At 56.5% G+C, this 21297-nt stretch carries 20 protein-coding genes and 3 pseudogenes; 11 read left to right on the forward strand and 12 right to left on the reverse strand.

Annotated elements, in window-relative coordinates:
• The first annotated feature begins 73 nt into the window (after positions 1–73).
• From ACA069_RS13035 to ACA069_RS13055, 5 genes are all read left to right on the forward strand, one after another.
• Complete coding sequence (locus ACA069_RS13035; RefSeq protein WP_497617870.1) at positions 74–1330, forward strand: TolC family protein; 1257 nt, start codon at positions 74–76, stop codon at positions 1328–1330.
• Entirely contained in the window at positions 1327–2811 is a 1485-nt protein-coding gene (locus tag ACA069_RS13040) for an efflux RND transporter periplasmic adaptor subunit (RefSeq protein WP_497617872.1), read from the forward strand. Before ACA069_RS13035 ends, ACA069_RS13040 begins: the two co-directional genes overlap by 4 nt.
• Positions 2808–5966 carry an efflux RND transporter permease subunit gene (locus ACA069_RS13045; protein WP_497617873.1) on the forward strand — a complete coding sequence of 1053 codons (3159 nt, stop codon included), beginning with the start codon at positions 2808–2810 and terminating at the stop codon, positions 5964–5966. The genes ACA069_RS13040 and ACA069_RS13045 overlap by 4 nt, the downstream gene beginning before the upstream one ends.
• Positions 5963–6313 (forward strand): copper-binding protein, encoded by a 351-nt coding sequence (locus ACA069_RS13050; protein ID WP_497617875.1) that lies wholly within the window; start codon positions 5963–5965, stop codon positions 6311–6313. Before ACA069_RS13045 ends, ACA069_RS13050 begins: the two co-directional genes overlap by 4 nt.
• A gap of 210 nt (positions 6314–6523) precedes the next feature.
• Positions 6524–6808 carry a DUF6124 family protein gene (locus ACA069_RS13055; protein WP_497618233.1) on the forward strand — a complete coding sequence of 95 codons (285 nt, stop codon included), beginning with the start codon at positions 6524–6526 and terminating at the stop codon, positions 6806–6808.
• Here ACA069_RS13055 and ACA069_RS13060 read toward each other — a convergent pair.
• On the reverse strand, positions 6803–7540 hold the full coding sequence (locus tag ACA069_RS13060; protein ID WP_497617877.1) for a GntR family transcriptional regulator: 738 nt from the start codon (positions 7538–7540) through the stop codon (positions 6803–6805). The two genes, ACA069_RS13055 and ACA069_RS13060, sit on opposite strands and share 6 nt — an antisense overlap.
• Before the next feature lie 212 nt (positions 7541–7752).
• Between ACA069_RS13060 and ACA069_RS13065 the strand changes: the two genes are divergently transcribed.
• From ACA069_RS13065 to ACA069_RS13075, 3 genes and pseudogenes are all read left to right on the forward strand, one after another.
• Positions 7753–8586, forward strand: a complete 834-nt coding sequence (locus tag ACA069_RS13065) for an amidohydrolase family protein (RefSeq protein WP_497617879.1) — start codon at positions 7753–7755, stop codon at positions 8584–8586.
• A 30-nt stretch (positions 8587–8616) separates the two neighbouring features.
• Positions 8617–9915, forward strand: coding sequence for an SLC13 family permease (locus ACA069_RS13070; RefSeq protein WP_497617881.1), 1299 nt, complete (start codon positions 8617–8619; stop codon positions 9913–9915).
• A gap of 199 nt (positions 9916–10114) precedes the next feature.
• Positions 10115–10255, forward strand: a pseudogene (locus tag ACA069_RS13075) (diguanylate cyclase); the annotation flags it as partial.
• A gap of 152 nt (positions 10256–10407) precedes the next feature.
• Here ACA069_RS13075 and ACA069_RS13080 read toward each other — a convergent pair.
• Together ACA069_RS13080 and ACA069_RS13085 are read right to left on the reverse strand one after the other, a co-directional pair.
• Positions 10408–11630 (reverse strand): IS3 family transposase gene (locus tag ACA069_RS13080; RefSeq protein WP_497617883.1). Its coding sequence is split into 2 segments (ribosomal slippage): positions 10408–11279 and positions 11279–11630, totalling 1224 coding nucleotides; the frame shifts between segments, so codons are not numbered across the junction.
• Between the two features lie 141 nt (positions 11631–11771).
• Positions 11772–12422, reverse strand: coding sequence for an SMI1/KNR4 family protein (locus tag ACA069_RS13085; RefSeq protein WP_497617885.1), 651 nt, complete (start codon positions 12420–12422; stop codon positions 11772–11774).
• Positions 12423–12996: 574 nt separating this feature from the next.
• On the opposite strand from ACA069_RS13085, the gene ACA069_RS13090 reads away from it, so the two are divergent.
• The gene (locus ACA069_RS13090; RefSeq protein WP_497617887.1) at positions 12997–13380 is read left to right on the forward strand and encodes a hypothetical protein; all 384 of its coding nucleotides are present in this window, start codon (positions 12997–12999) and stop codon (positions 13378–13380) included.
• A 293-nt stretch (positions 13381–13673) separates the two neighbouring features.
• Here the strand turns inward: ACA069_RS13090 and ACA069_RS13095 are convergent, their stop codons facing one another.
• Both ACA069_RS13095 and ACA069_RS13100 read right to left on the reverse strand, forming a co-directional pair.
• Positions 13674–15110 carry an IS1182 family transposase gene (locus ACA069_RS13095; RefSeq protein WP_497617888.1) on the reverse strand — a complete coding sequence of 479 codons (1437 nt, stop codon included), beginning with the start codon at positions 15108–15110 and terminating at the stop codon, positions 13674–13676.
• Between the two features lie 632 nt (positions 15111–15742).
• The gene (locus tag ACA069_RS13100; RefSeq protein WP_497617890.1) at positions 15743–15985 is read right to left on the reverse strand and encodes a hypothetical protein; all 243 of its coding nucleotides are present in this window, start codon (positions 15983–15985) and stop codon (positions 15743–15745) included.
• A 375-nt stretch (positions 15986–16360) separates the two neighbouring features.
• Between ACA069_RS13100 and ACA069_RS13105 the strand changes: the two genes are divergently transcribed.
• A complete protein-coding gene (locus ACA069_RS13105; RefSeq protein WP_497617892.1) occupies positions 16361–17077 on the forward strand; it encodes a class I SAM-dependent methyltransferase in 717 nt (238 codons plus the stop codon).
• A 44-nt stretch (positions 17078–17121) separates the two neighbouring features.
• Here ACA069_RS13105 and ACA069_RS13110 read toward each other — a convergent pair whose 3' ends face one another.
• From ACA069_RS13110 to ACA069_RS13130, 5 genes and pseudogenes are all read right to left on the reverse strand, one after another.
• Positions 17122–17577 carry a VOC family protein gene (locus tag ACA069_RS13110; protein WP_497617894.1) on the reverse strand — a complete coding sequence of 152 codons (456 nt, stop codon included), beginning with the start codon at positions 17575–17577 and terminating at the stop codon, positions 17122–17124.
• 30 nt (positions 17578–17607) lie between these two features.
• Positions 17608–17769, reverse strand: a complete 162-nt coding sequence (locus tag ACA069_RS13115; RefSeq protein ID WP_401265141.1) for a DUF2986 domain-containing protein — start codon at positions 17767–17769, stop codon at positions 17608–17610.
• A gap of 120 nt (positions 17770–17889) precedes the next feature.
• A complete protein-coding gene (locus ACA069_RS13120) occupies positions 17890–18798 on the reverse strand; it encodes an alpha/beta fold hydrolase (protein WP_497617896.1) in 909 nt (302 codons plus the stop codon).
• 79 nt (positions 18799–18877) lie between these two features.
• Positions 18878–19363 carry a GNAT family N-acetyltransferase gene (locus ACA069_RS13125; protein ID WP_497617898.1) on the reverse strand — a complete coding sequence of 162 codons (486 nt, stop codon included), beginning with the start codon at positions 19361–19363 and terminating at the stop codon, positions 18878–18880.
• Positions 19364–19668: 305 nt separating this feature from the next.
• Positions 19669–19821: pseudogene (locus ACA069_RS13130) on the reverse strand (FAD-binding oxidoreductase); the annotation flags it as partial.
• Positions 19822–19924: 103 nt separating this feature from the next.
• Here ACA069_RS13130 and ACA069_RS13135 point away from each other — a divergent pair.
• A pseudogene (locus ACA069_RS13135) lies at positions 19925–20083 on the forward strand (DNA methylase); the annotation flags it as partial.
• Here ACA069_RS13135 and ACA069_RS13140 read toward each other — a convergent pair.
• Both ACA069_RS13140 and ACA069_RS13145 read right to left on the reverse strand, forming a co-directional pair.
• Positions 20083–20298, reverse strand: a complete 216-nt coding sequence (locus ACA069_RS13140; protein ID WP_187678691.1) for a PLD nuclease N-terminal domain-containing protein — start codon at positions 20296–20298, stop codon at positions 20083–20085. The pseudogene ACA069_RS13135 and the gene ACA069_RS13140 overlap by 1 nt on opposite strands.
• 69 nt (positions 20299–20367) lie before the next feature.
• The gene (locus tag ACA069_RS13145; RefSeq protein ID WP_497617901.1) at positions 20368–21264 is read right to left on the reverse strand and encodes a LysR family transcriptional regulator; all 897 of its coding nucleotides are present in this window, start codon (positions 21262–21264) and stop codon (positions 20368–20370) included.
• Positions 21265–21297 lie beyond the last annotated feature (33 nt).

Consider the following 21297-nt stretch of genomic DNA (forward strand, 5'->3'; position numbering starts at 1 on the left):
GCATTAGCGGGATGGACTAGCTGCGCGCATGTCTTTTTGACGCGTGCAGTGGATGATCACAGGAATCGTAAACATGAACTCCAAGTGCTATTGCACAGGCTGGTCCTTCGTGGCCGGTCTGGCGGCAAGCGTACTGGCATTGCCGAGCTTCGCTGCCGCATTGACACTCGATGAAGCGTTGCGGCTGGCCGAAAACAATGCGCCGTCGCTGACCGCACAAGACGCCAAAATTCAGGCTGCCAGCAGTGCAGCTATTCCAGCCGGTGAACTACCTGACCCCAAGCTACTGCTGGGTGTGCAGAATTACCCCATTGGCGGCCCGGATCGCTGGAGCATCGACCAGGACTTCATGACCATGCAAATGGTCGGGGTCAGGCAAGAGATGCCCAACAGCGATAAGCGCAAAGCGCGCGTCGAGGTCGCTGATGCGGCCATTGATCGCGCCGCTGCGGAGCGTCGAGTCGAACGTCTGAAGGTACGCCAGTCCACGGCGTTGGCCTGGATCAGTAGTTACTCGGTTGAGCGTAAAGATGCGCTGTTCCAGGACTTCTACAAAGAAAACCGCCTGTTGACCGATACCGTCCGGGCCCAGATTGCCGGTGGCCGCGCTCAACCCGCCGATGCGGTGACACCCAAGCAGGAAGCAGCTCAACTGGCGGAGCAACAGGACAATCTGATTCTCCAGAGAGCGCAGGCCCGAGCAGCCCTCAAACGCTGGATTGGCTCCGCCGCCAACGACAAGCCTGTGGGCAGCTTGCCTGAATGGCCCGTCGATACCTCCGGCTACGCCCATAAACTGCAACATCATCCCGAGCTGGCAGCGTTTGCGCCGATGACCCGTGAAGCGCAAGCCAAGGTTCGTGAAGCCGTGTCGGAGAAGCAGTCGGACTGGAGCTGGGAACTGGATTATCAGCGCCGTGGCCGTGAGTTTGGCGATATGGTCAGCGTGCAATTTTCTTGGGACCTACAGCTGTTTCCTGACTCGCGCCAAAACCCCAAAATCGCCGCCAAACAGGCTGAACTCAGTCAGCTTGAGGCCGAGCGCGAAGCCCTGTCACGCGAGCACACTCAGCAACTGGAGAGCGAACTGGCCGACTATGAGCGTCTGAATCGTGCCGTGCGCCGAAACCAGGAAAGCCTGTTGCCGCTGGCCAAGGAAAAGGTCGACCTCAGCATGGCCAGTTACCGTGCCGGCAAAGGTGATTTAAACGCCGTTGTTGCCGCCCGACGTGAACTCATCGAAGCCCGCCTCAAACAGATCGACGTGGAAGAACAGCGAGCGCTGACCAGTGCGCGTCTTTATTTTGCTTATGGGGAGTCCAGTCAATGAACCTCAAAAAATGGAATGGGGCATTGCTGGTGGGCATCTCGTTGGCATTGGGTGTTGCCGGTGGTTACTGGTTCGCGCATCAGCGCATGAGCGCAGTACCAGTTTCCACCCCAGAGCAGAGCCTCAATTCACCGGGTGAACGTAAAGCACTGTATTGGTACGACCCCATGTACCCGCAGCAAAAGTTCGATAAGCCGGGTAAGTCCCCCTTCATGGACATGCAACTAGTCCCGCAGTACGCCAGCGGCGCAGGGGATCGAGCGACCGTCAGTATCGATCCAAGTCTGACCCAAAATCTCGGACTGCGTTTTGCGACCGTCACCCGTGGGATCTTTGATTCCAGTCTCGACGTGACAGGTGTCTTGGTGTTCAACGAACGTGATGTCGCTGTGATTCAGGCACGCACCGCTGGCTTTGTGGAGCGGGTCTATGCCCATGCTCCCGGTGATGTGCTCAAAGCCAACGCGGCGTTGGCAGATATCCTGGTGCCGGAATGGGCCGCTGCTCAGACAGAGTTCCTTGCCCTGAAACGCAACGGGGATGCTGCCCTGTTGGATGCGGCCCGCCAACGTCTACGGCTCACAGGGATGCCGGCAGCGCTGATTACTCAGGTAGAGCGTGTCGGTAAGGTTCAGCCGTACCTGACTTTGACCACTCCCATTGCCGGTGTGCTGCAAGAGTTGAACGTGCGCGCGGGTATGACCGTGGCGACCGGCGACACCCTGGCACGCGTTAATGGCTTGAGCAGTGTCTGGCTCGCTGTGGCCGTACCAGAATCGGATGCCGGATCGATCACCACGGGACAGGCAGTCGAAGCGCGTCTGCCAGCTTTCCCAGGGACAATACTCAATGGCAAGGTCAGCGCGATTTTGCCCGAGACCAATCCCGACACCCGCACCCTTCGCGTGCGGGTGGAACTACCCAATCCGGACGGGCGCCTCAGGCCGGGTTTGACGGCGCAGGTACGCCTGAACCGCTCGACCGAGCAAAGTGTGTTGTGGGTGCCGAGCGAGGCGGTCATTCGCACTGGCCGACGTGCCTTGGTGATGCTCGCCGAAGACGCGGGCCGCTACCGCCCAGTTGAAGTGCAACCCGGGCAGGAAAGCGATGGCAAGACGGCGATATTGAAAGGTCTGGAAGAAGGCCAGAAGGTGGTTACCTCTGGCCAGTTCTTGCTCGACTCGGAGGCCAGTCTCAAGGGCGTTGTTGCAAGCACGGAGAAAGAGTCATCACCCAGCGCAGCAGCCTCCAGCTTTCATGAAGCGGATGGGCAGATCGTTGAGATCAACGATAAAGAAGTCACGCTTGCCCACGGTCCCTTCAAGACACTGGGCATGCCAGGCATGACGATGACGTTTCCTCTCGCCACTCCGACTCTGATGCAGGGACTGAAAGCGGGTGACAAGGTTCGGATTGCGGTGAGCCAGACCGATGATGGCTTGCGTGTTGAGCGTCTGGATAAATCGGGGAGCCAGCCATGATCGCGGCCCTGATTCGCTGGTCAGTGGCCAACCGATTCCTGGTGCTACTGGCAACGCTGTTCGTTACCGCTTGGGGCATCTGGTCAGTGCAGAGCACGCCCATCGATGCGCTGCCAGATCTCTCGGATGTTCAGGTGATCATCCGCACCCCTTATCCGGGACAAGCGCCGCAGATTGTCGAGAACCAGGTGACCTATCCGTTGGCCACCACCATGCTCTCAGTACCGGGAGCCAAGACTGTGCGTGGTTATTCCTTCTTCGGTGACAGCTTCGTTTACGTACTGTTCGAAGACGGCACGGACTTGTACTGGGCTCGCTCGCGGGTGTTGGAGTATCTGAGCCAAATACAAAGTCGGTTGCCGGCCAGCGCCAAGCCGGCATTGGGGCCGGATGCGACGGGCGTGGGCTGGATCTATCAGTACGCATTGGTAGATCGCAGTGGAGGACACGACCTGGCGCAGCTACGCGCACTTCAGGACTGGTTCCTCAAGTTCGAACTCAAGACCCTGCCCAACGTTGCGGAAGTGGCCACCGTGGGTGGCATGGTCAAGCAGTACCAGGTGCAGATTGATCCGCTCAAAATGGCCAGCCTCGGTATCACTCAGGCTGAGGTGACCGACGCTATCGGCAAGGCCAATCAGGAAACCGGTGGAGCCGTGCTGGAGATGGCAGAGACCGAGTTCATCGTGCGCGCTTCCGGATACTTGAAGACGCTCAATGACTTTCGGGCTATCCCGCTCAAGCTGGGTTCCGGTGGTGTGCCGGTAACCCTTGGCGATGTGGCCACGATTCAGTTGGGACCGGAAATGCGGCGTGGCATTACTGAACTCGACGGCGAAGGCGAGACCGTCGGCGGCGTGGTGATTTTGCGCAGCGGCAAGAATGCTCGCGAAACCATTGCGGCGGTCAAAACCAAACTCGACGAACTGAAAAGCAGCCTGCCGGCCGGGGTGGAAATCGTCACGACCTACGACCGCAGCAAGCTGATCGACCGCGCGGTGGAAAATCTCAGCCACAAGCTCATCGAAGAGTTCATGGTCGTCGCGCTGGTGTGTGGGATCTTCCTCTGGCACCTGCGTTCATCCCTGGTGGCGATCATTTCGCTGCCGGTGGGGGTGCTGATTGCCTTCATCGTCATGCGCTACCAGGGCATCAACGCCAACATCATGTCCTTGGGCGGAATAGCCATCGCCATCGGCGCCATGGTCGATGCCGCCGTGGTGATGATCGAGAACGCCCACAAGAAGATTGAGGCTTGGCACGCGGCCAATCCGGGGGAAGAACTGAAGGGTGAGCGTCATTGGCATGTAATGACTGAGGCGGCGGCGGAGGTAGGCCCGGCGCTATTCTTCTGTTTGTTGATCATCACTCTGTCGTTCATCCCGGTGTTCACGCTGGAAGCCCAGGAGGGTCGGCTGTTTGGCCCTTTGGCTTTCACCAAGACCTACGCCATGGCCGCAGCGGCGGGATTGTCAGTGACCTTGGTGCCAGTGCTGATGGGCTACTGGATCAGAGGACGAATCCCCAATGAGCAACAGAACCCGTTGAACCGTTGGTTGATCAGGATCTATCAGCCAGCCTTGGATGCGGTGCTACGCCGCCCCAAAGTCACGCTACTGGTGGCGCTGTTGGTTTTTGTCAGTGCGCTGTGGCCAATGTCTCGATTGGGTGGTGAGTTTCTTCCACCGCTGGACGAAGGCGATCTGCTCTATATGCCTTCGGCTTTGCCGGGGCTGTCGGCGCAGAAGGCCGCGCAACTGCTGCAACAGACCGACCGTTTGATCAAGACCGTCCCAGAGGTCGAACATGTCTTCGGTAAAGCCGGACGCGCTGAAACCGCCACCGACCCGGCACCGCTGGAGATGTTCGAAACCACCATCCAGTTCAAGCCGCACGAGCAATGGCGTGCAGGCATGACCCAGGAAAAGTTGGTGGAAGAACTGGATCGAGTGGTACGGGTTCCTGGGCTAACCAATATCTGGATACCACCGATTCGCAACCGTATCGACATGCTGGCGACCGGGATCAAGAGTCCTATCGGCGTGAAAGTTGCCGGTACCAACCTGACGGAAATTGATGCTGCGACTCAGGCAGTTGAGCGAGTGGCCAAGGGTGTGTCCGGCGTCAGTTCGGCTCTGGCCGAGCGTCTGACCGGTGGCCGCTATATCGACGTGGATATCGACCGCAAAGCCGCCGCTCGCTACGGACTGAATATCGCCGATGTTCAGTCCATCGTGGCCGGCGCTATCGGCGGTGAAAATGTTGGTGAGACCATTGAAGGGCTCGCACGCTTCCCGATCAACCTGCGTTACCCACGGGAGTGGCGTGACTCGCTCGGTGCCTTGGAGCAATTGCCGATCTATACCCCGCTAGGTAGCCAGATCACCCTCGGCACAGTGGCGAAGGTCAAAGTTACTGACGGTCCGCCGATGCTCAAGAGCGAGAACGCGCGGCCCTCTGGTTGGGTATACATCGACGTGCGTGGCCGGGACATTGCCTCGGTAGTTGCTGATCTACGCCGGGTCGTCAATGAGCAGGTCAAGTTGCAGCCCGGCATGAGTCTGAGTTACTCAGGGCAGTTCGAGTTTCTCGAACGGGCCAACGCACGACTCAAGCTGGTGGTGCCTGCCACGCTGTTGATCATCTTCGTATTGCTCTACCTGACGTTCTCCCGCTTCGATGAGGTCTTGCTGATCATGGCCACGCTGCCATTCGCACTGACGGGCGGGGCATGGTTCCTCTATCTGTTGGGATTCAATCTTTCGGTCGCCACCGGCGTTGGCTTTATCGCCTTGGCCGGGGTTTCTGCCGAGTTTGGCGTGATCATGCTGCTCTATCTGAAGAACGCCTGGGCCGAACGTGAAAACCTCGGCGACAACACTGAGCGGGGATTGGTCGCGGCGATTCGTGAAGGTGCTGTGCAGCGCGTTCGCCCAAAGGCCATGACCGTGGCCGTCATTATTGCCGGCCTGCTGCCCATTCTGTTGGGCAGCGGTACTGGGAGCGAAGTGATGAGTCGCATCGCCGCGCCCATGGTGGGCGGCATGATCACGGCACCCTTGCTTTCCCTGTTTGTCATTCCGGCAGCTTATCGCCTGATGCGTCGCCGCCACCTCGCAGTTGAACTCAAAAAACTTCAAGGAAAAGTTGTATGAAATTGACCATGATTGCAGTTGCTAGCACCCTAGTTACGCTGTCTTTTTCGGCCTTGGCAGAGGACATGCCGGGTATGAAAATGGACGGTATGGATGGCATGAAGATGGAGCAGGAAACAAAACAGGCTCCAGTCGCCACCGCCGACGGAACGATCAAGGCTATAGATTCTACGAAGCATACGGTGACCATCTCTCACGGCGCTGTTCTAGCTGTGCAATGGCCCCCGATGACCATGGCCTTTTCCGTATCGGACGATCAACTGAAAGGGTTGACGGCTGGAGACCGTGTTTCGTTTTCGTTTCGGCTAGATGGTGGCAGAGCCACCATTGTGTCCATCAGTAAATAAAATAGTGGAAGTGACCGGCATCTTGCTAATGCCGGTCACTAGCGGTTCATACACTGAGCGGAAAAAGAGGTAGGTCCGAAGAATGCTCAATGACTGTTTTTGGCAGCCTGGACCCTACGCGGATGCTCACCTGAAGTTCCCTTTCGGTTTTGCTCCAAATGTGGCGCCCATAAGGCTAACTCCCTCGCCTATTACCTCAACACCGAAGACATCAAAACCCGCAGCCGGGTCCCGAGCACAATGTATGCGATTAACCCGGATTTCGACAAGGAAGACTTGCTGGTTCACGCCTGTGAATCCTTGGCGTCGGCCATTGTAATGGCCTGCGACTTGGCGCAGACGTTTCAGTGGCCGAGTCGTAATGCGTTGTTGGGGATTGTGCAGATCATCATGCTCGGTGAGTTGGCGGTCAATCGAGAGCTGGATCGGCTGGACCGCCGGCGTAATCCCGACACCGGGCGGCGAGGGCGTGGGTGCCCTTGTCACTGCTCATGAGATATCGATCTGGTACCTGAACCCCTCGGCCGCCGCGCGGGAAATTCGGTATTCGAGCGGGGAGCGGTCATAGCCGAGGGCGGTGCGCTCGATGGTGACGACCGGGGCGCCTTCTTTGATCGAAAGGATTTTGGCGGTGGCCCGGTCGGCTTGCTCTACGGTGAGGGTCTCTGTCGCCGAGCCGATACATTGGCCGCACTGGGTTTCATAAAACGGGTAGAGCAGGTCGCCGAAGCTTTCGGAATTAACTTCCAGCAATACGCCGAACCGTGTGGCGGGGAGCCAGATATCCTCGTGAAACAGTGTGCGGCTTTCAACCATCCGCAGCCGTTCCAGATGCACGACGTCTTCGTCATCCTGCAACTTCAGTGCTGTTGCCACCAGCTGTGAGGGTTTTTGCCGGTTCTTTGCCAAGATGCGGCTGGTCGGGATTTCGCGCCCACCCGCGGCATTCACTTGCCTGAAGAATCGCGCCAGTGAGGCATCGAAGTTGGGGCGGCGCACGTAGGTGCCCCGGCCTTGGCTGCGCAGGAGCAGACCTTCATTGACCAGTGTATCCACGGCCTTTCGTACCGTGCCGATGGCCACACCATAGTGTTTGGTGAGCTCGGCCTCCGTGGGGATGGGCGAACCTGGCATCCATTCGCCGGTGGCGATCTTGGCGAGCATTTCTTCTCGCAGGCGCTGATAGAGCGGCAAGCGCTCGTCGTATCCGAGGGTAGGGGCGTTCATTTTTCTTTGATTCCTTTTCGGCATGCCGAGCCACTTTATCACCTGTGTGAGGTTTGACAGATATCCATCCGTGAATATATGGTGATCTAGTCATATATATGAATTGTCGAATTTTATACACATGCTGACGATGGGAAATTGGGCAAAAGGACCTGATTTCTCATGGCGGCAGGTGATTTTCCATAACAACAAACGACCGGGGTTATCTGTTTATGACCAGCCTTCACCCGCCAGCCTTCACCGGTGTGGACACGCACGCCCACGTCTTCCGCCAAGATCTGCCGATGGTTGCCAACCGTCGCTACAGCCCGAGTTACAACGCTTTAGTGGAGCAATACGTGGATCACCTGGATCGCCACGGTTTTTCACACGGCGTGTTGATTCAGCCGAGCTTTCTGGGCACCGACAATCACTTCATGCTCGACGCGTTGCGCCGTTATCCTCAGCGCTTGCGTGGGGTGGCGGTGGTGGATGTCGACGTCAGCGAAACCCAGTTGGACGAGTTGGCCGAAGCGGGTGTGGTCGGCATCCGTTTGAATCTCATTGGTAAGGCGCTGGAGGATTACAGCGGCCCAGCCTGGACCGCTCTGTACCAGCGGTTGGCGCTGCGGGGATGGCAAGTTGAAATTCAGCGTGGCATCGATGACCTGGCGCCGATCGTATCGGCCATCAGGGCCTGCGGTGTGACCGTCGTCATCGATCATTTCGGCCTGCCGACGGGGGGCATCGATGCCGGGAACCCCAACCATCAGGCGTTTCTTGAGTTGCTGAACGATGACGGGGTTTGGCTCAAGCTGTCCGCCGCGTACCGCAGTCAATCCGATCTTGCCCAGGCATCGCATGGGCTGGCGCTGTTGCGCGACACGAGTGGCGGTCTCCAGCGACTCGTCTGGGGCAGCGATTGGCCCAACACTCAGTATGAACAGCAGACGGACTATACCCGGCAAGTGGCTTTCCTCGAAGGCTTGCTACCGGACGCGGCCGAGCGGGCGCATGTGCTCAAGGACAACCCGGCGAAGCTGTTTGGCTTCGACATATGCAGCTAAACGATTAATAACAACAATAGGACTTCCATCATGATGAGTCTGCTCGTCGTCGCGGCAATCGTTATCGCCGTTGCCCTGGGTTACAAGACCAAGATCAACATAGGTCTGTTCGCCATCGCTTTTGCTTACCTGATCGGCTGTTACGGCATGGGGTTGAGCCCGTCCGAAGTCATCAGCCTGTGGCCGTTGAAGATTTTCTTCATCATCTTCTCGGTTTGTCTGTTCTATAGTTTTGCCACCGTCAATGGCACGCTTGAAAAACTGGCGGAGCATCTGATTTATCGATGCCGGTCGATGCCTCAATTGTTGCCGTTCGCGGTCTTCTTCACGGCAACCACCATCTCGGCGATGGGGGCGGGCTACTACACAGTGCTGGCGTTCATGGCGCCCATCACGCTGCTGCTGTGTGAGCGCACCGGGATGAGCCTGATCACGGGCGGCATGGCGGTCAACTATGGCGCCTTGAGCGGAGCCAACTTCGTTTCCAGCCAGAGTGGTATCATTTTTCGTGGCTTGATGGCCAATGCCGGCATCCCAGAAAACGAGGCCTTCATCAACGCCGCAGCGATTTTCGCCAGTACCCTGGTGATACCGTTGGCGGTGATTTCGGTATTGGTGTTTCTCACCGGCCATGGCAAGGCGATGAAGGCGTCCGCTTATGCGGTCGCCGTGCCGACGCCGCTGAACCGCGAGCAGACAATCACCCTGTGGCTGACGTTGGCGATGATGGTGATCGTACTGGCGGCGCCCGTCGCGCAAATTGTCTTCCCGGACAACTCCACGGTGAGCTTCATCAATTCGAAGATGGACATCGGTTTGATCGCCAGCCTGTTCTCGGTGATCGCGCTCTTGCTGAAACTGGGCGACGAACGCAAGGCAATGGCGTCCGTGCCCTGGGGCACGTTGATCATGATCTGCGGTGTAGGCATGCTGATTTCGGTCGCGATCAAAGCCGGGACAATCGGTTTGCTTGCATCGTGGATGGGCAATAGCATTGCGCCCATCATGGTGCCGATTGTCTTCGGTGTGGTGGCGGCGTTCATGTCGCTGTTCTCCAGCACGCTGGGGGTGGTGACGCCGGCGCTGTTCCCGTTGGTGCCACCGCTTGCCACTGCACTGGGGCTCGATCCGATGATCCTGTTCGTGGCCATCGTCGTGGGCGCTCAAGCCACCTCCATCTCGCCGTTCTCCTCGGGTGGCAGCTTGATATTAGGCTCATGTGCCACGGAGCAGAGTCGCAGCTCACTGTTCCAGCAGCTCCTGTTTCGCGCAGCGCCTGTTGGCTTTGTCGCGGCACTGGTGTTCAACGCTGTCCTGACGTTCCTCTAAGCACGGCTCTTCACGGCCCGGCACCTTTGCCGAGCCGTTGCGTTTGGCACGTTGATCAACCAATCGGGAAAAATGACCATCATTGATGAGCTGGGAAGTGTGCAGGCCATCCGATATCGGTCAAATCGAATGGGGTTGCTTGCCGTCGCCCATCACGTTAAGGCTTTTATCGCGCTATCTGAACCGGACACTGAAGCCCATGCCCGCTGATTTACGAGCGCTCTATCCAAAATTGATCCACCTGATGCTGGACACGGTGTTCGTCGTCGACCGGGAAAACCAGATAGCGTTTGTCAGTGATGTCTGTGAGGTACTGCTCGTTTATCGCGCCGAGGAATTGAGGCTGCTACCAATCGCCGCCCTTAATCCGACTGTCCGATTGTGGCCGTTTGCTCCCATTCACGACAGGCAGCAATCGGCCAAGAGCAGACATTCATCCAGAACGGCTATTGCCCTGTCTAGTCCTGAAATAGGTTTACACCTGTTTCAGCCTCAAAACGCCCGATGCACCGCATCGGGCGTTTTGTATTTCAGCGACAGATGAGGCCGCTCGTTGTTATAGATCTGCACCGACTCGTCCACCATCCGGATGGCCTCTGCAAAATCTTTGGGGCGATGCAGCAATAACTCGTTTTTCAAAATCCCGTTCACACGCTCAGCCAACGCATTTTGGTAGCAGTCGTAGCCATCGGTCATTGAGCAGGTGATGCCGTATTTGGCATGCAGCCGCTGATAAAGCTCGGAGCAGTATTGGACGCCTCTATCCGAGTGATGCACCAGGCGTTGCTCCGTTTTCCGCTGCCTGAGGGCTTTGTTGAACGCCTGGATCACCGATTCGGTGTGCAAGCTTTCATGGACATGGTGCCCCACGATTTTTCGGGAGTACGCATCGGTGACCAAACTCAGATAAGCCACACCCGTTTGCGTCGGTAAGTAGGTGATGTCAGCAACCCATACTTGCTCTGGCGCCTTGGCGACTACCTGAATCGGTCCATCTTTGAGCAGGTTTGGATGCCGGCGAAAGCGATGATGGCTGTCTGTCGTTTTGTGATAGGCCCGTCTGCGGGGAACCAGTTCGCGCCGATCTCGCAAGATATCGAATAAACGGTCTCGACCAACCTTTACGGACACTTCTGGCTCAGTGCGAATTAGATTGTGAAGTTTTCGGGTGCCAAGGCGCGGTTGCCTAAGTCGCTTTTCCCTCACGAATCCCATCACTTCCTGGGCATGACGGGCCCGGGCATCACACGCCCGGTTGCGCTTGTAATAAGCCTGACGGGAAATCCCCATGAACTGGCAAGCCCTACTGATGCTCAGGCCTTGGATCTGCCCTTGGGAGAGGACTTGCCGGATCGCTTTTTTACGACAGAAACACCGAAGTCGTTCTTCAAAACGTCAACGACGGCCTCGAAAAACTGAGCTTTCTGGTTGGCTTGGGCAAGCTTTTCTTCAAGCTCTTTGATTCGCTGTTCGGGTGTCAGGGGTTTATCGGGCTCATCCATGGAACGGGGTCTCTTGGAGCGAATGGACGCGCCTTGACTCCAGTCCTGCCGACCATGCCTGCGTAACCAGTTCAGTACGGTCGTTTTACCCTGAATGCCATAGCGCTCTTGAGCCTCTTTATAACTCAACTCGCCTTTTTCGACCTGATCGACGACCGACAATTTAAAGGTCAGCGTGTAATCACGCTGACTGCGCCTTTCTCCCGTATTCATTACTCCCTCCTGAGAATGGGTCAGAAGGTGTAAACCTTATTCAGGACGGGACAACAGGTAAAAAAAAGGGGGACTTCTGGAAAATGCATTCGCCCCCTTTAGCTCTCTACTTGCGTAGACCCAATTGGCGATCTTGCCGGTTCACCTGACAGATTGTGCCCCAAACAGAATGGGAACGGCGTCCAGAAAATGAAGCATTTCAGGTTCCTTGGTGTTCAAGCTTCGCCAACCGTCATCCTCCTCCCTGATTGCGAAGTTACCACTTTCGAGTTGATCCACCAGCCACTCCATAAATTCATCAACGGACTTGCCCACAACGTATTTATCTTCTTCGTCACTGCCAAAATTAATGACTTGTCCCAAGGTTCCGCGCTCGCCCGGATCCAAATCAACACCGAGATGATTGCCACCGTAGTCGAAGGCGAAGGGAATCCAGTATCGATTGGCGTATAGAGCCTGGATAGCGCCGGAGTTTCCCGAAGTGCAGAATGCACTCGCCTCGGTCATTTCTTCGGGCGACCACTCATCGATGATGTCTTTCCAAGACTCCCAATGTGTCTTGGCCGCTGCCAGCGACAGAAAAACAAGTCCATAAAAGGGCCCTGAGTTCGCCGCACCGTGTTGCCCGTCGTGCAACCTGTAGAGCTGCTTCAAGCTTTCTGGAAAAGGTCGGCCAACAAGGTTTTCGAACTCTTCGATTGCAGCATCCGAACAGCCCGGGGCCAGATCCCGATGTACTTCAGGAAGATGGGTCTCTAACCATTTTTCCAGCCGTTCAATCACTGTCTTCATTAAGCGTTCCCAATTGTGCAAAAAGTGCACGCTAACTTAGATTGAGGCTTTGTAAAAGGCAGACTGAAACCTGCGTTAATGCAATCTGACCTTCTCCGTGAACCCTGGGTGCCATGCCCCGAGAATGGCTGAAACCGGCGGTCCGCTCTTGGCCGATAGCTGCCCGTCACTATGGGCCGCAAATATTCAAAGCTGCCTGTCGAGTCAGGTAGAAATCGACCCCATTTGGTCGATTGGGATAGAGCAACAGCCTACGTATCATGCGGGAGATTAATGACTATCTCCCATGCGCCTTTTCACCCTATAACAATCATTGATTGAAGCCTTTTGCCCTCGCGCCTGACAAGTCCAATGACAGGCTACGGCCGCAATGTTTTCAATGGGCGGTTTTTACACCGGCCGGCTTCACACGGGCGTGCACCCGACCAATCAAGGTCTGCCGTAAACCTTGCCGCTGTAGCGGCTGACTTTGAAGGGAGAAGGATCTATTGGTTGTGACTCAGGATCGACTCAAGTCTGCCGATATCTGGAGATTGGGAAACGCGTGCAGCCTGTTTGATTGGGAAAAGGGTTGATGGAATCGGAACATTACGTCCTTACATTTTTGAAGCGCTTTCGGTATTTGATTTTGGCATTGATGGTCATCGCCTCATTGGTAAACGCTTTTGTGCGCTTCGCCGGGGACTGGAGTCATTTCTGGGGAGTTCTCGCAGCACACGCATGGTTCACGCAAGCGGTCTTTGCCTACCTTCGGGGAGGCTGGGTTGCCATTGGTCCAGGTGGTTTGTCCAAAGATGCGAATCCCTTGGGGCGAGCGGCACTGGCTGCAACCGCATTTGCGTTTTACTTGCTGACATTTACCTATGAAGTAGATAACCACGCCGATTCGATTTACGAAAGAAGAACTTCGGATTGGACGATGCCAACCCGGGAAGAGATCGGGCATAGGACCGAGTGAAATCCGGCTGATGCCGGCAAGCAAGCTGACTCAAACGAATCCCATCTGCACGCTGCTACTCGATCTAGACGGGGCGTGGCGAGGTCCTGATGAAGTTAGCAAAAGACGACTTTCGACCCAGGCTGTGTGAAAACGCGCTAAATACGTCGAAAACTGAGAGTCACGAGGATTGCCTGTGGAATAAGCAGGCGGAAGCGCGAATTACCTTAGTCAGCTACATAGACGCTCGTAATGCCGTTTGAGCCGCGTCAGCGGCCCAAACGGCTACTAACGGGCGAGCCAAGAGGCTGGATTCACGCCCTGATCGCCTCAAGCAGTCCTGCGATACCGAAGATGCTCATCATTCGTTTGAGGTTGTAGGCGAGCACATGAAGGCTCATCTCAGTACTTACCCGCGGCAGTGTTTTGGTCAGGAAGTGGGTGGCTCCCATCCAATATTTGAGTGTTCCAAAAGGATGCTCAACAGTCTGGCGGCGAACCTTCATCTTCCCCGGGTCATGCTCCAGCCGTACTTGCATCGCGTCGATTACCGCCTCATGTTCCCAGCGCTTCACACGGCGCTCCTTACCCGTCGTACATTGCTTTTGCATTGCGCAGGACTGGCAGCCCGAGAAGTAGTAACAATGCAATAACATGCCGTCTTCCGTCGACGAATGTCGCCTGGTTAGTAACTGCCCCGCAGGGCATCGATACTCGTCCGACGCCACAAGATAGATGAAATCCTGCTTGCCGAATCTGCCTTCCGCTTTGCTGCCAGATGTGAGGGGTTTCGGTACGAAGGTAGTGATGCCGGCTTGCTCGCAAGCAAGGATTTCCAGACCTTTGTAATAGCCTCGATCAGCCACCACCGTTAGTGATTCAGCTCCAATTTCTTCACGCGCTTGGTTCGCCATATTGCTCAGCTGCCCACGATCATTGCCAACGTTGGTCACCTCATGAGCAATGATCAAATGGTGTTTGTCGTCGACAGCGGTTTGCACGTTGTAGCCAACCGTCCCGGTGCCTCGGCCGCTCGTGGCCATTGAGCGTGCATCTGGATCGGTGAGGGAGATTTGCCGGTCTGGACTGTCGTGGAGTTGCGACTCGATTTCCTTGAGTTTCTGCATCTGCTTTTTCAGTGTTTCTATCTTCTCTTTCAGCCGCTCGGCTTTGGCTTCGGCGACTTCGGGCGTTGCCCGATCCGCCGAATCCATCGCCGCCAGATATCGTTCAATGCTCTGCTCGATCTGCTGCATGCGTGCCTTCACCTTGCCCTGAGTGAAGTTGCGGTCGCGATTATTGACGGCTTTGAATTTGCTGCCGTCGATGGCAATGATCGACTGAGAGAAGAGATTGAGGTTGCGGCAAAGCACTACGAACTGGCGGCATACGCCGCGAATGGCTTTGCCGTTGTCTTTGCGAAAGTCGGCAATGGTTTTGAAGTCCGGAGCCAAACGCCCCGTTAGCCACATCAACTCGACGTTGCGCTCGGCCTCACGCTCAAGCCGGCGGCTGGACTGAATCCGATTGAGGTAGCCGTAGATATAGATCTTCAGCAACACCGCTGGGTGGTAGGCCGGACGACCCGTTGCAGCAGGATCAACACCTTCAAACCCAAGTGCACCCAGGTCGAGTTCATCGACGAAAACGTCGACCACGCGCACTGGATTTTCTTCGGTTACGTAATCGTCCAGACACTCCGGCAGCAAGGTGACTTGCGTCCGAGCTTCACCTTCAATAAATCGCTTCATGATCGCCCCCGCTACGATCTCGACGATCAGAAGATTAGACAATTGCGGGAGTTTTCACCGGGCCTGGTCGACTGCTGGCTGTCATGAAAAGCCGTTTCGATCTAAACAACCCCCGTCATCGTCTCTAGAGCGATGATCGGTCGACACCTTGTACAATCTCGCTTGTTACAAAACCCACCCCGCAATGATCGCAATAAAACCCATCAACCAGCTGCTCCAGCGGCGCTGCTTTCAGAAGGGCAGTCTTGCATTCATCAACTGCTAGCTGATCCAAGCGTTGATAGCCTGCTTTTTCTTCCCCATTGAAGCGTTTTTTTGGGCTTGCTGCCCCTATCAGAATTCCCTTTGGTCTGACGTGTTGGACTGATCCACAGCGGGGGCAGGATTCCATAGGGTTATGGTTCATGGCATGATCTGATTTGAGAGGGGCGAGAGTAATGATACCGATGAACTCTAGAAATCCTTTAACCAATGTCGTAAGAACTGACTTCCAGAGTAGTGAAGATGATTCCGAATATCTACGGACTTCACGTAGAGACGGCCCGTCCCTATCGATGCTGACGTTTTCACACAGCCTGGACCCAAAGCGGACGTCATTGGTGAACGTCGGTGAATGGTCGTCAGGAGGTTTTTCACGCGGCAAAAGTAAGCACTCTAGTTTCTTGAGTATCTTCAATTAACGCGACCACTTGCTCTTTTGGGTGCGGTAAAAGTTCGGGGTATTCATCCGCTAGATATTCGATAACCGCATCTGCATCCCAGGGTCCGAGCGAAGTCACGTAGTCAGGGTACTGATTTTGAAGCTCTCTCCACGATGGGTAAGGATGCTTGGAGAGCAACATGCCTGTTTGGGTGTAAATAATTTGAATCTGCACAAATTTTTTCCCGTATGTAGACAGCGGTCTGAATCGAGGCAAAACGAGTGTAAATCCTTTTTAGGAATGCCTGCCAGGCGGTGACGTATTGCCGAAAAAAGAGTGGGCTGAGCGGCCGGTTTTGGCCGAAAGCGGACGGTTGAAAAGGTCTATAAATATCTGATTTAGAGACGCTTATGCACTTTCATTTACCATGGGCTACTGAACCCGATCACTGGGATTGAGTGGCAGGTATCAAGACGCCATCGATACTCGAGGAAGTAAGCCAGGACTCCAGTTCCGCATTCCCGACAGGAATGCACCACATGAAATCATTGAATTTTTCTTATCCCACACCACGGCGTACCTTGCTGCAAAGACAAGGAGAATCGCCCAGTGAACTCATCCGCTGCCAACCCCGCTGAAAAATTCGACACCTCCCGCGCCAACGAATACGCCAGCCAAAGCCGCATCGCACTGGCGGGTTATGACGCATGCCACGATCTGGCGGCGTGCATGTTGGCGGCCAGCCTCGGCGCCTCGCCCTCGGCCAAAATACTGGTCGTCGGCGCTGGCGGTACAGCGCAGGAAATCATTGCGATGGCCGCGCTGGAGCCGAGCTGGCGCTTCACGGCGGTTGATCCTTCCGAGCCAATGCTGGAGGCCGCGACGCAGCATTTGCAGGCCAATGATTTGCTGCACAGAACGGATGTGCATCTCGGGCATGTCGATGACTTGCCGGCTGATGAGTCATTCGACGCGGCGACGTTGATCGGCGTGCTCCATCATCTGAATGGCGATGAACCCAAACGAGCAATCCTGCAATCGATTCAGGCTCGCCTGAAACCAGGTGCGCCGCTGATCGTCGCGGGCAATCACTACGCCTATGCCAGTCAACCGTTATTGCTCAAGGCATGGGGCCAGCGATGGCGGCAGCAGGGTGCCAGTGCGGATGAGGTGCAGGCCAAGCTTGGCAAGATTCTTCAGGGTGCCGATCCGCCACATTCGGAGGCGGCGGTTCAGGCGCTGTTGTGCGAGGCTGGATTTGGTGAGGCGATACGGTTTTTCAGCAGTCTGTTTTGGGGGGCGTGGCTGGCAGGTAAGACGCTTTGAGAAAGGACGGAGGCGCTCGCCCAATCCCGGGAGTTGTTCATCACTCAAGCAAACGCAGTTTCAATGAACGCTTCCAGTGATTGTTCTTCCAGAATTTCAATAGAGAAGTGACCGAAGCGTTTCGGCAGCCAGATAATCCGTGTCCCGGAAGGGGATTGCAGGTGTTGGCGTGTCAATGGATTGCCATTTTCATCTTCAGGCTGCACACCGGCGATCAGCAGGTCGTCATAAGCTTTCTCGATGTCCGGTGTGGTGTAGCAGTGACGGTAAATCATTCCTTCGCCGACGGTATCGAGCAGCGTCTTCAAGTTCCCTTCCAGCGGTTGCACCAGCATGAAACGCTCTTGTCCGATCATCGCGACGGCGTAGCGCACATGCAGGCCACCGCGTTGCCATGTCTGGGTTTTGGAGATATTGGCTTTGAGGATCTGCGCGTAGTAGGCACACGCGTCCTCGAGATGGTTGACCAGCACATCGACGTGACTGAACTTCAGATCCATTGAATGCCTCCCGCTGATGCAGTGTCCGGATTAATCAGTGGTCGCGGGGCTCCCGGTCGAAGTTGCCGCCTCAGCCTCCAGCTTGGCCCGATCAGCCTTGCTGATGTATTTGGGCTTTTTCGGCGCGAGTTTCGCGCTGGCCTTTTTGGCTTTTTCCTTGAACAACTGCTGCAGTTTTTTCTGACGGTTCATGGTGACTACTCGGCTTGTCAGTTGAATATCGACGATCGAAGGGCGTGTCGGTCGCTTGCCCAATGGCCCAAAAGGGATGGAATCCTGACGCATGGGCAGGACGCAGGCAACCTCATTTCCTCACATCGAGATAAAGTCCCGAACAGCCTTGATCGTTGGTGCCGGCGCTTCCTCCATCAGCCAGTGCCCCGCCCCCGGAATCACCACTTCCGTCACCTTGTCCGCCGCGTTACGCATGACGATTGCCTCATTGTTGCCAAAGGACTTCTCGCCGCCGACGGCCAGCACCGGCATGGTCAGGCGTTTCTGCAACACGGGTGCGTTGTCGGTGGCATCCTGGCGAATGCTGCGGAACTGGGCGAACGCGGCGCGCATGGCGCCGGGCCGAGCGTAAAGTTTGGCGTAATGCTGGCGGGTACCCTCATCGATCTTCGCGGGCGTGCCGGCGAATTCGTTCCAGAAACGGTCGAGGTAGATGCGTTCGCGGCCCGCCACCAGGCGCTCCATGTCGGCACCGCCGAAGTCGAAGTGCCAGAGCATCGGCGAGCGCACGATGTCGTTCCATGGCGTGATGCCGGGGACGGGCGCATCCATCACTACCAAGCGCTCGGTACGCTCGGGGTAGCGTGCTGCGTAGGCGAAGGCGACCATGGTGCCGATGTCGTGACCGATGACCACAGAGTGTTCGATCTTCAGCGCACTCAGAACTGCGCGAATGTCAGCGGCCTGAGTTTTCTTGTCGTAGCCGTCCTCCGGGATCGACGACAAACCCATGCCCCGCAGGTCCGGGACCACCACTGTGTGGTCGCGCGCCAGATCGGCCGCCATCGGCGCCCACATGTCGCCGGTGTCGCCGAAGCCATGCAATAGAACCACCGCAGGGCCTTTGCCACCGATGCGCACGTGCATCGTCGCGCCATCGACCGGGATTTCCTGAACCCGAAAGGCCGCAGGGAAGGGCGTCACGTCAGCGTAGGCCTGATGACTGAGGGCTAGCAAAGTCAGGGCGGCCAGCAGAGTGCGAATCATGTCGGAGTCTCCAATCGTGCCAATGGCAGGGGATGCGATGGAGTGAGCGTAGACGAATTCTTCGTCCGAACCTGTCAGTTCACGCCAGACGCATACCCATCTCGACGGCACGATTCTCAAAACCAAACTCGGCGTACATGCGCGCCGCGCGTTCGTTGAATGGCCAGACCGTCAACCGCAAATCCTGTGCGTCATGTTCAATTGCCCAGTCTCTGACGAGCTGGAGCAGCGCGCGACCAATGCCTTTGCCGGAAAACTGCTCCGCTACGCAAACCGATCCGATGCGAACGACCTTTTGCGGCTGCATCAGCGGCCCGGCGCTTGCCGACAGATTGGCCGTGATAAAAGCCGCAGCCTGATCGCCGACGTGGGCGATGAAGACAATCTGATCCGGCTTTTCGAAAACCCCTGACCAGTGCGGCAGGTCGCGGGAAAAATCTTCGGTGGCGGCGGCGTAGATGTCGGGGCGGGCAGCGTGGTGCACCGCGTTTAGCAATTGGCCCAGCTCGCACAGGGTCAGTGCATCGGCGGCGGTTGCGACTCGGTAAGTGATGGTTTCATCCATGAAGGTTAGTGTCCTTGAGTGTGATGAGGTTAGTGGAATTGTGGGAGGCAATGGCGAACCATCAGATTGAACTGACTGGCCGCTCGTCCAGACAGCGCAGCGGTCAGCCATTGATTAGCATGCGAATCAACTTGTTCCAGCATGACTTGGCCTCCAATTGGGTGACCATTAATTCTGGTACCAGTGTGTTGCGTTCTAACATGAGGTGTCTTCCGTTACGAGGGGGAGTCCGTTATCTGAGTCTTTCAGTTGAATGTCACAGCGGACGTCAAATCCGCAGTCGAGAAATTTGCATCAAGCGCCGCTTAAATTTGCAGAAATCGCTCCGGCCGACATGCATCGAGCGCTACACAAACCTTGCCGTCGATGATCTCTTCACTGACAAGACGACCCACAACCGCCTCCAGCGTGATACCCGGGTGGATTGAGCAGACGTAGGCACCCTCGATATTCGGCAGTGAGTGGTAGTGAAATTAACGCAAAAAAAGCCCGGCATGTTCTGCCGGGCCTCGGGTGCCTTCAGACATTTACGCCGCCATATTTTCGGCCGCCATGTCCTTCTTGGCCCACAAGCTCAATCATGAGTACGTGGGAAAGGTCGGCAATATTGTTGCGGCGAGCGCAGACCGCCAAGCGTTCGAGACGCGCCTGGCGGAGTTTGACGGGATTGGTCCGAAGACCATCGAGATTCTTATGCGTGAAGCCGGCGCGGTGCTTTTTCAGCGACCGGGATGCGATGCCGTATTCTGGCTGATGTGTTTGGGACCAGCGATCGCCCAGGCAATCAGCCCGAACAGCGGCACAAACACAATCAACACGATCCAAACTCCCTTGTTATTCGATTTTCCCTCACTTTTACGCACCCGATTGATGGCCCAAAGTTCGATCAGCAGAAGAACTGCCGCCAGTACGATCCACACGGTTTCGATTTGCATTGGCTACCTCCTGATGGTTTTTCTTAGGCGGCGCGAGGTGTGACGGGTTCATTTATTTTTTGTTCAGCATCAGGGGCAAACCGGTTGCAGGGCGGCAAATTGACTGCTCAACCACGTATAGAGTTGCGACACCGCGGGGGAAATCTGCTTGCGATGTGGAGATACCAGGCTTAGCGGCGAGGTCTCACCGGGATAGTCCGGCAGGAGCACGATCAACCGTCCCGCCGCCACATCCGCGCTGACATCCAGCCAGGATTTGTAAGCGATACCTTCACCGTCCAGTGCCCAGCGCCGAACCACATCGGCGTCGTCGCTGAACAGCGGGCCGCAGACTTGAATCGTTTGCGTGCCCAGGCACCATTTGTCGTAGACCCGGCCCGCCTGCAGATAGAGCAGGCACGCATGCTGCAACAATTCATCGGGGGTTGCTGGCTGCCCGTGACGTTGCACGTAGTCCGGGGAGGCCACCAGCACTCTGTGGTTCCAGGGCGCCAGAGGCAGTGCCACGTAGTTGGCGTCTTCGTTCGAGCCATACCGAATGGCGACATCCACCGGATCGCGGAACAGATCGGCCATTTGGTCCGACAGGACAAAGCGCAGGGTAAGTTCCGGATGCTGACGACGGAACGCGGTTAACCACGGCAGCAAAATATTGCGCCCCAAGTCAGAAGGCGCGGTGACTTGCAGCACGCCGCGTAGCGTGGCGTTTTCACCCCGCAGGTTTTCCTTGCCTTGCTTCAACGCCTCCAGCACGGCGTGCGCAGTGGGCAGGTATTGCTCGCCCTCGGCGGTCAACCTCAGGCTGCGCGTAGTGCGCGCGAACAGACGAACGTCCAGCTCGCGCTCCAGGCGTTTGATGGCGGCAGCGACCTGACCGGGCAACAGATCAGTCTCCAGCGCCGCGGCGGTAAAGCTGCCCAGCGCTGCGCTGCGGATGAACAAACCAAGATCATCGATGCGGATCATTTTCACTCCTGCAGTGAAAGTGTTGGCGCATTC

The sequence above is a fragment of the Pseudomonas sp. LBUM1652 genome (assembly GCF_059716105.1).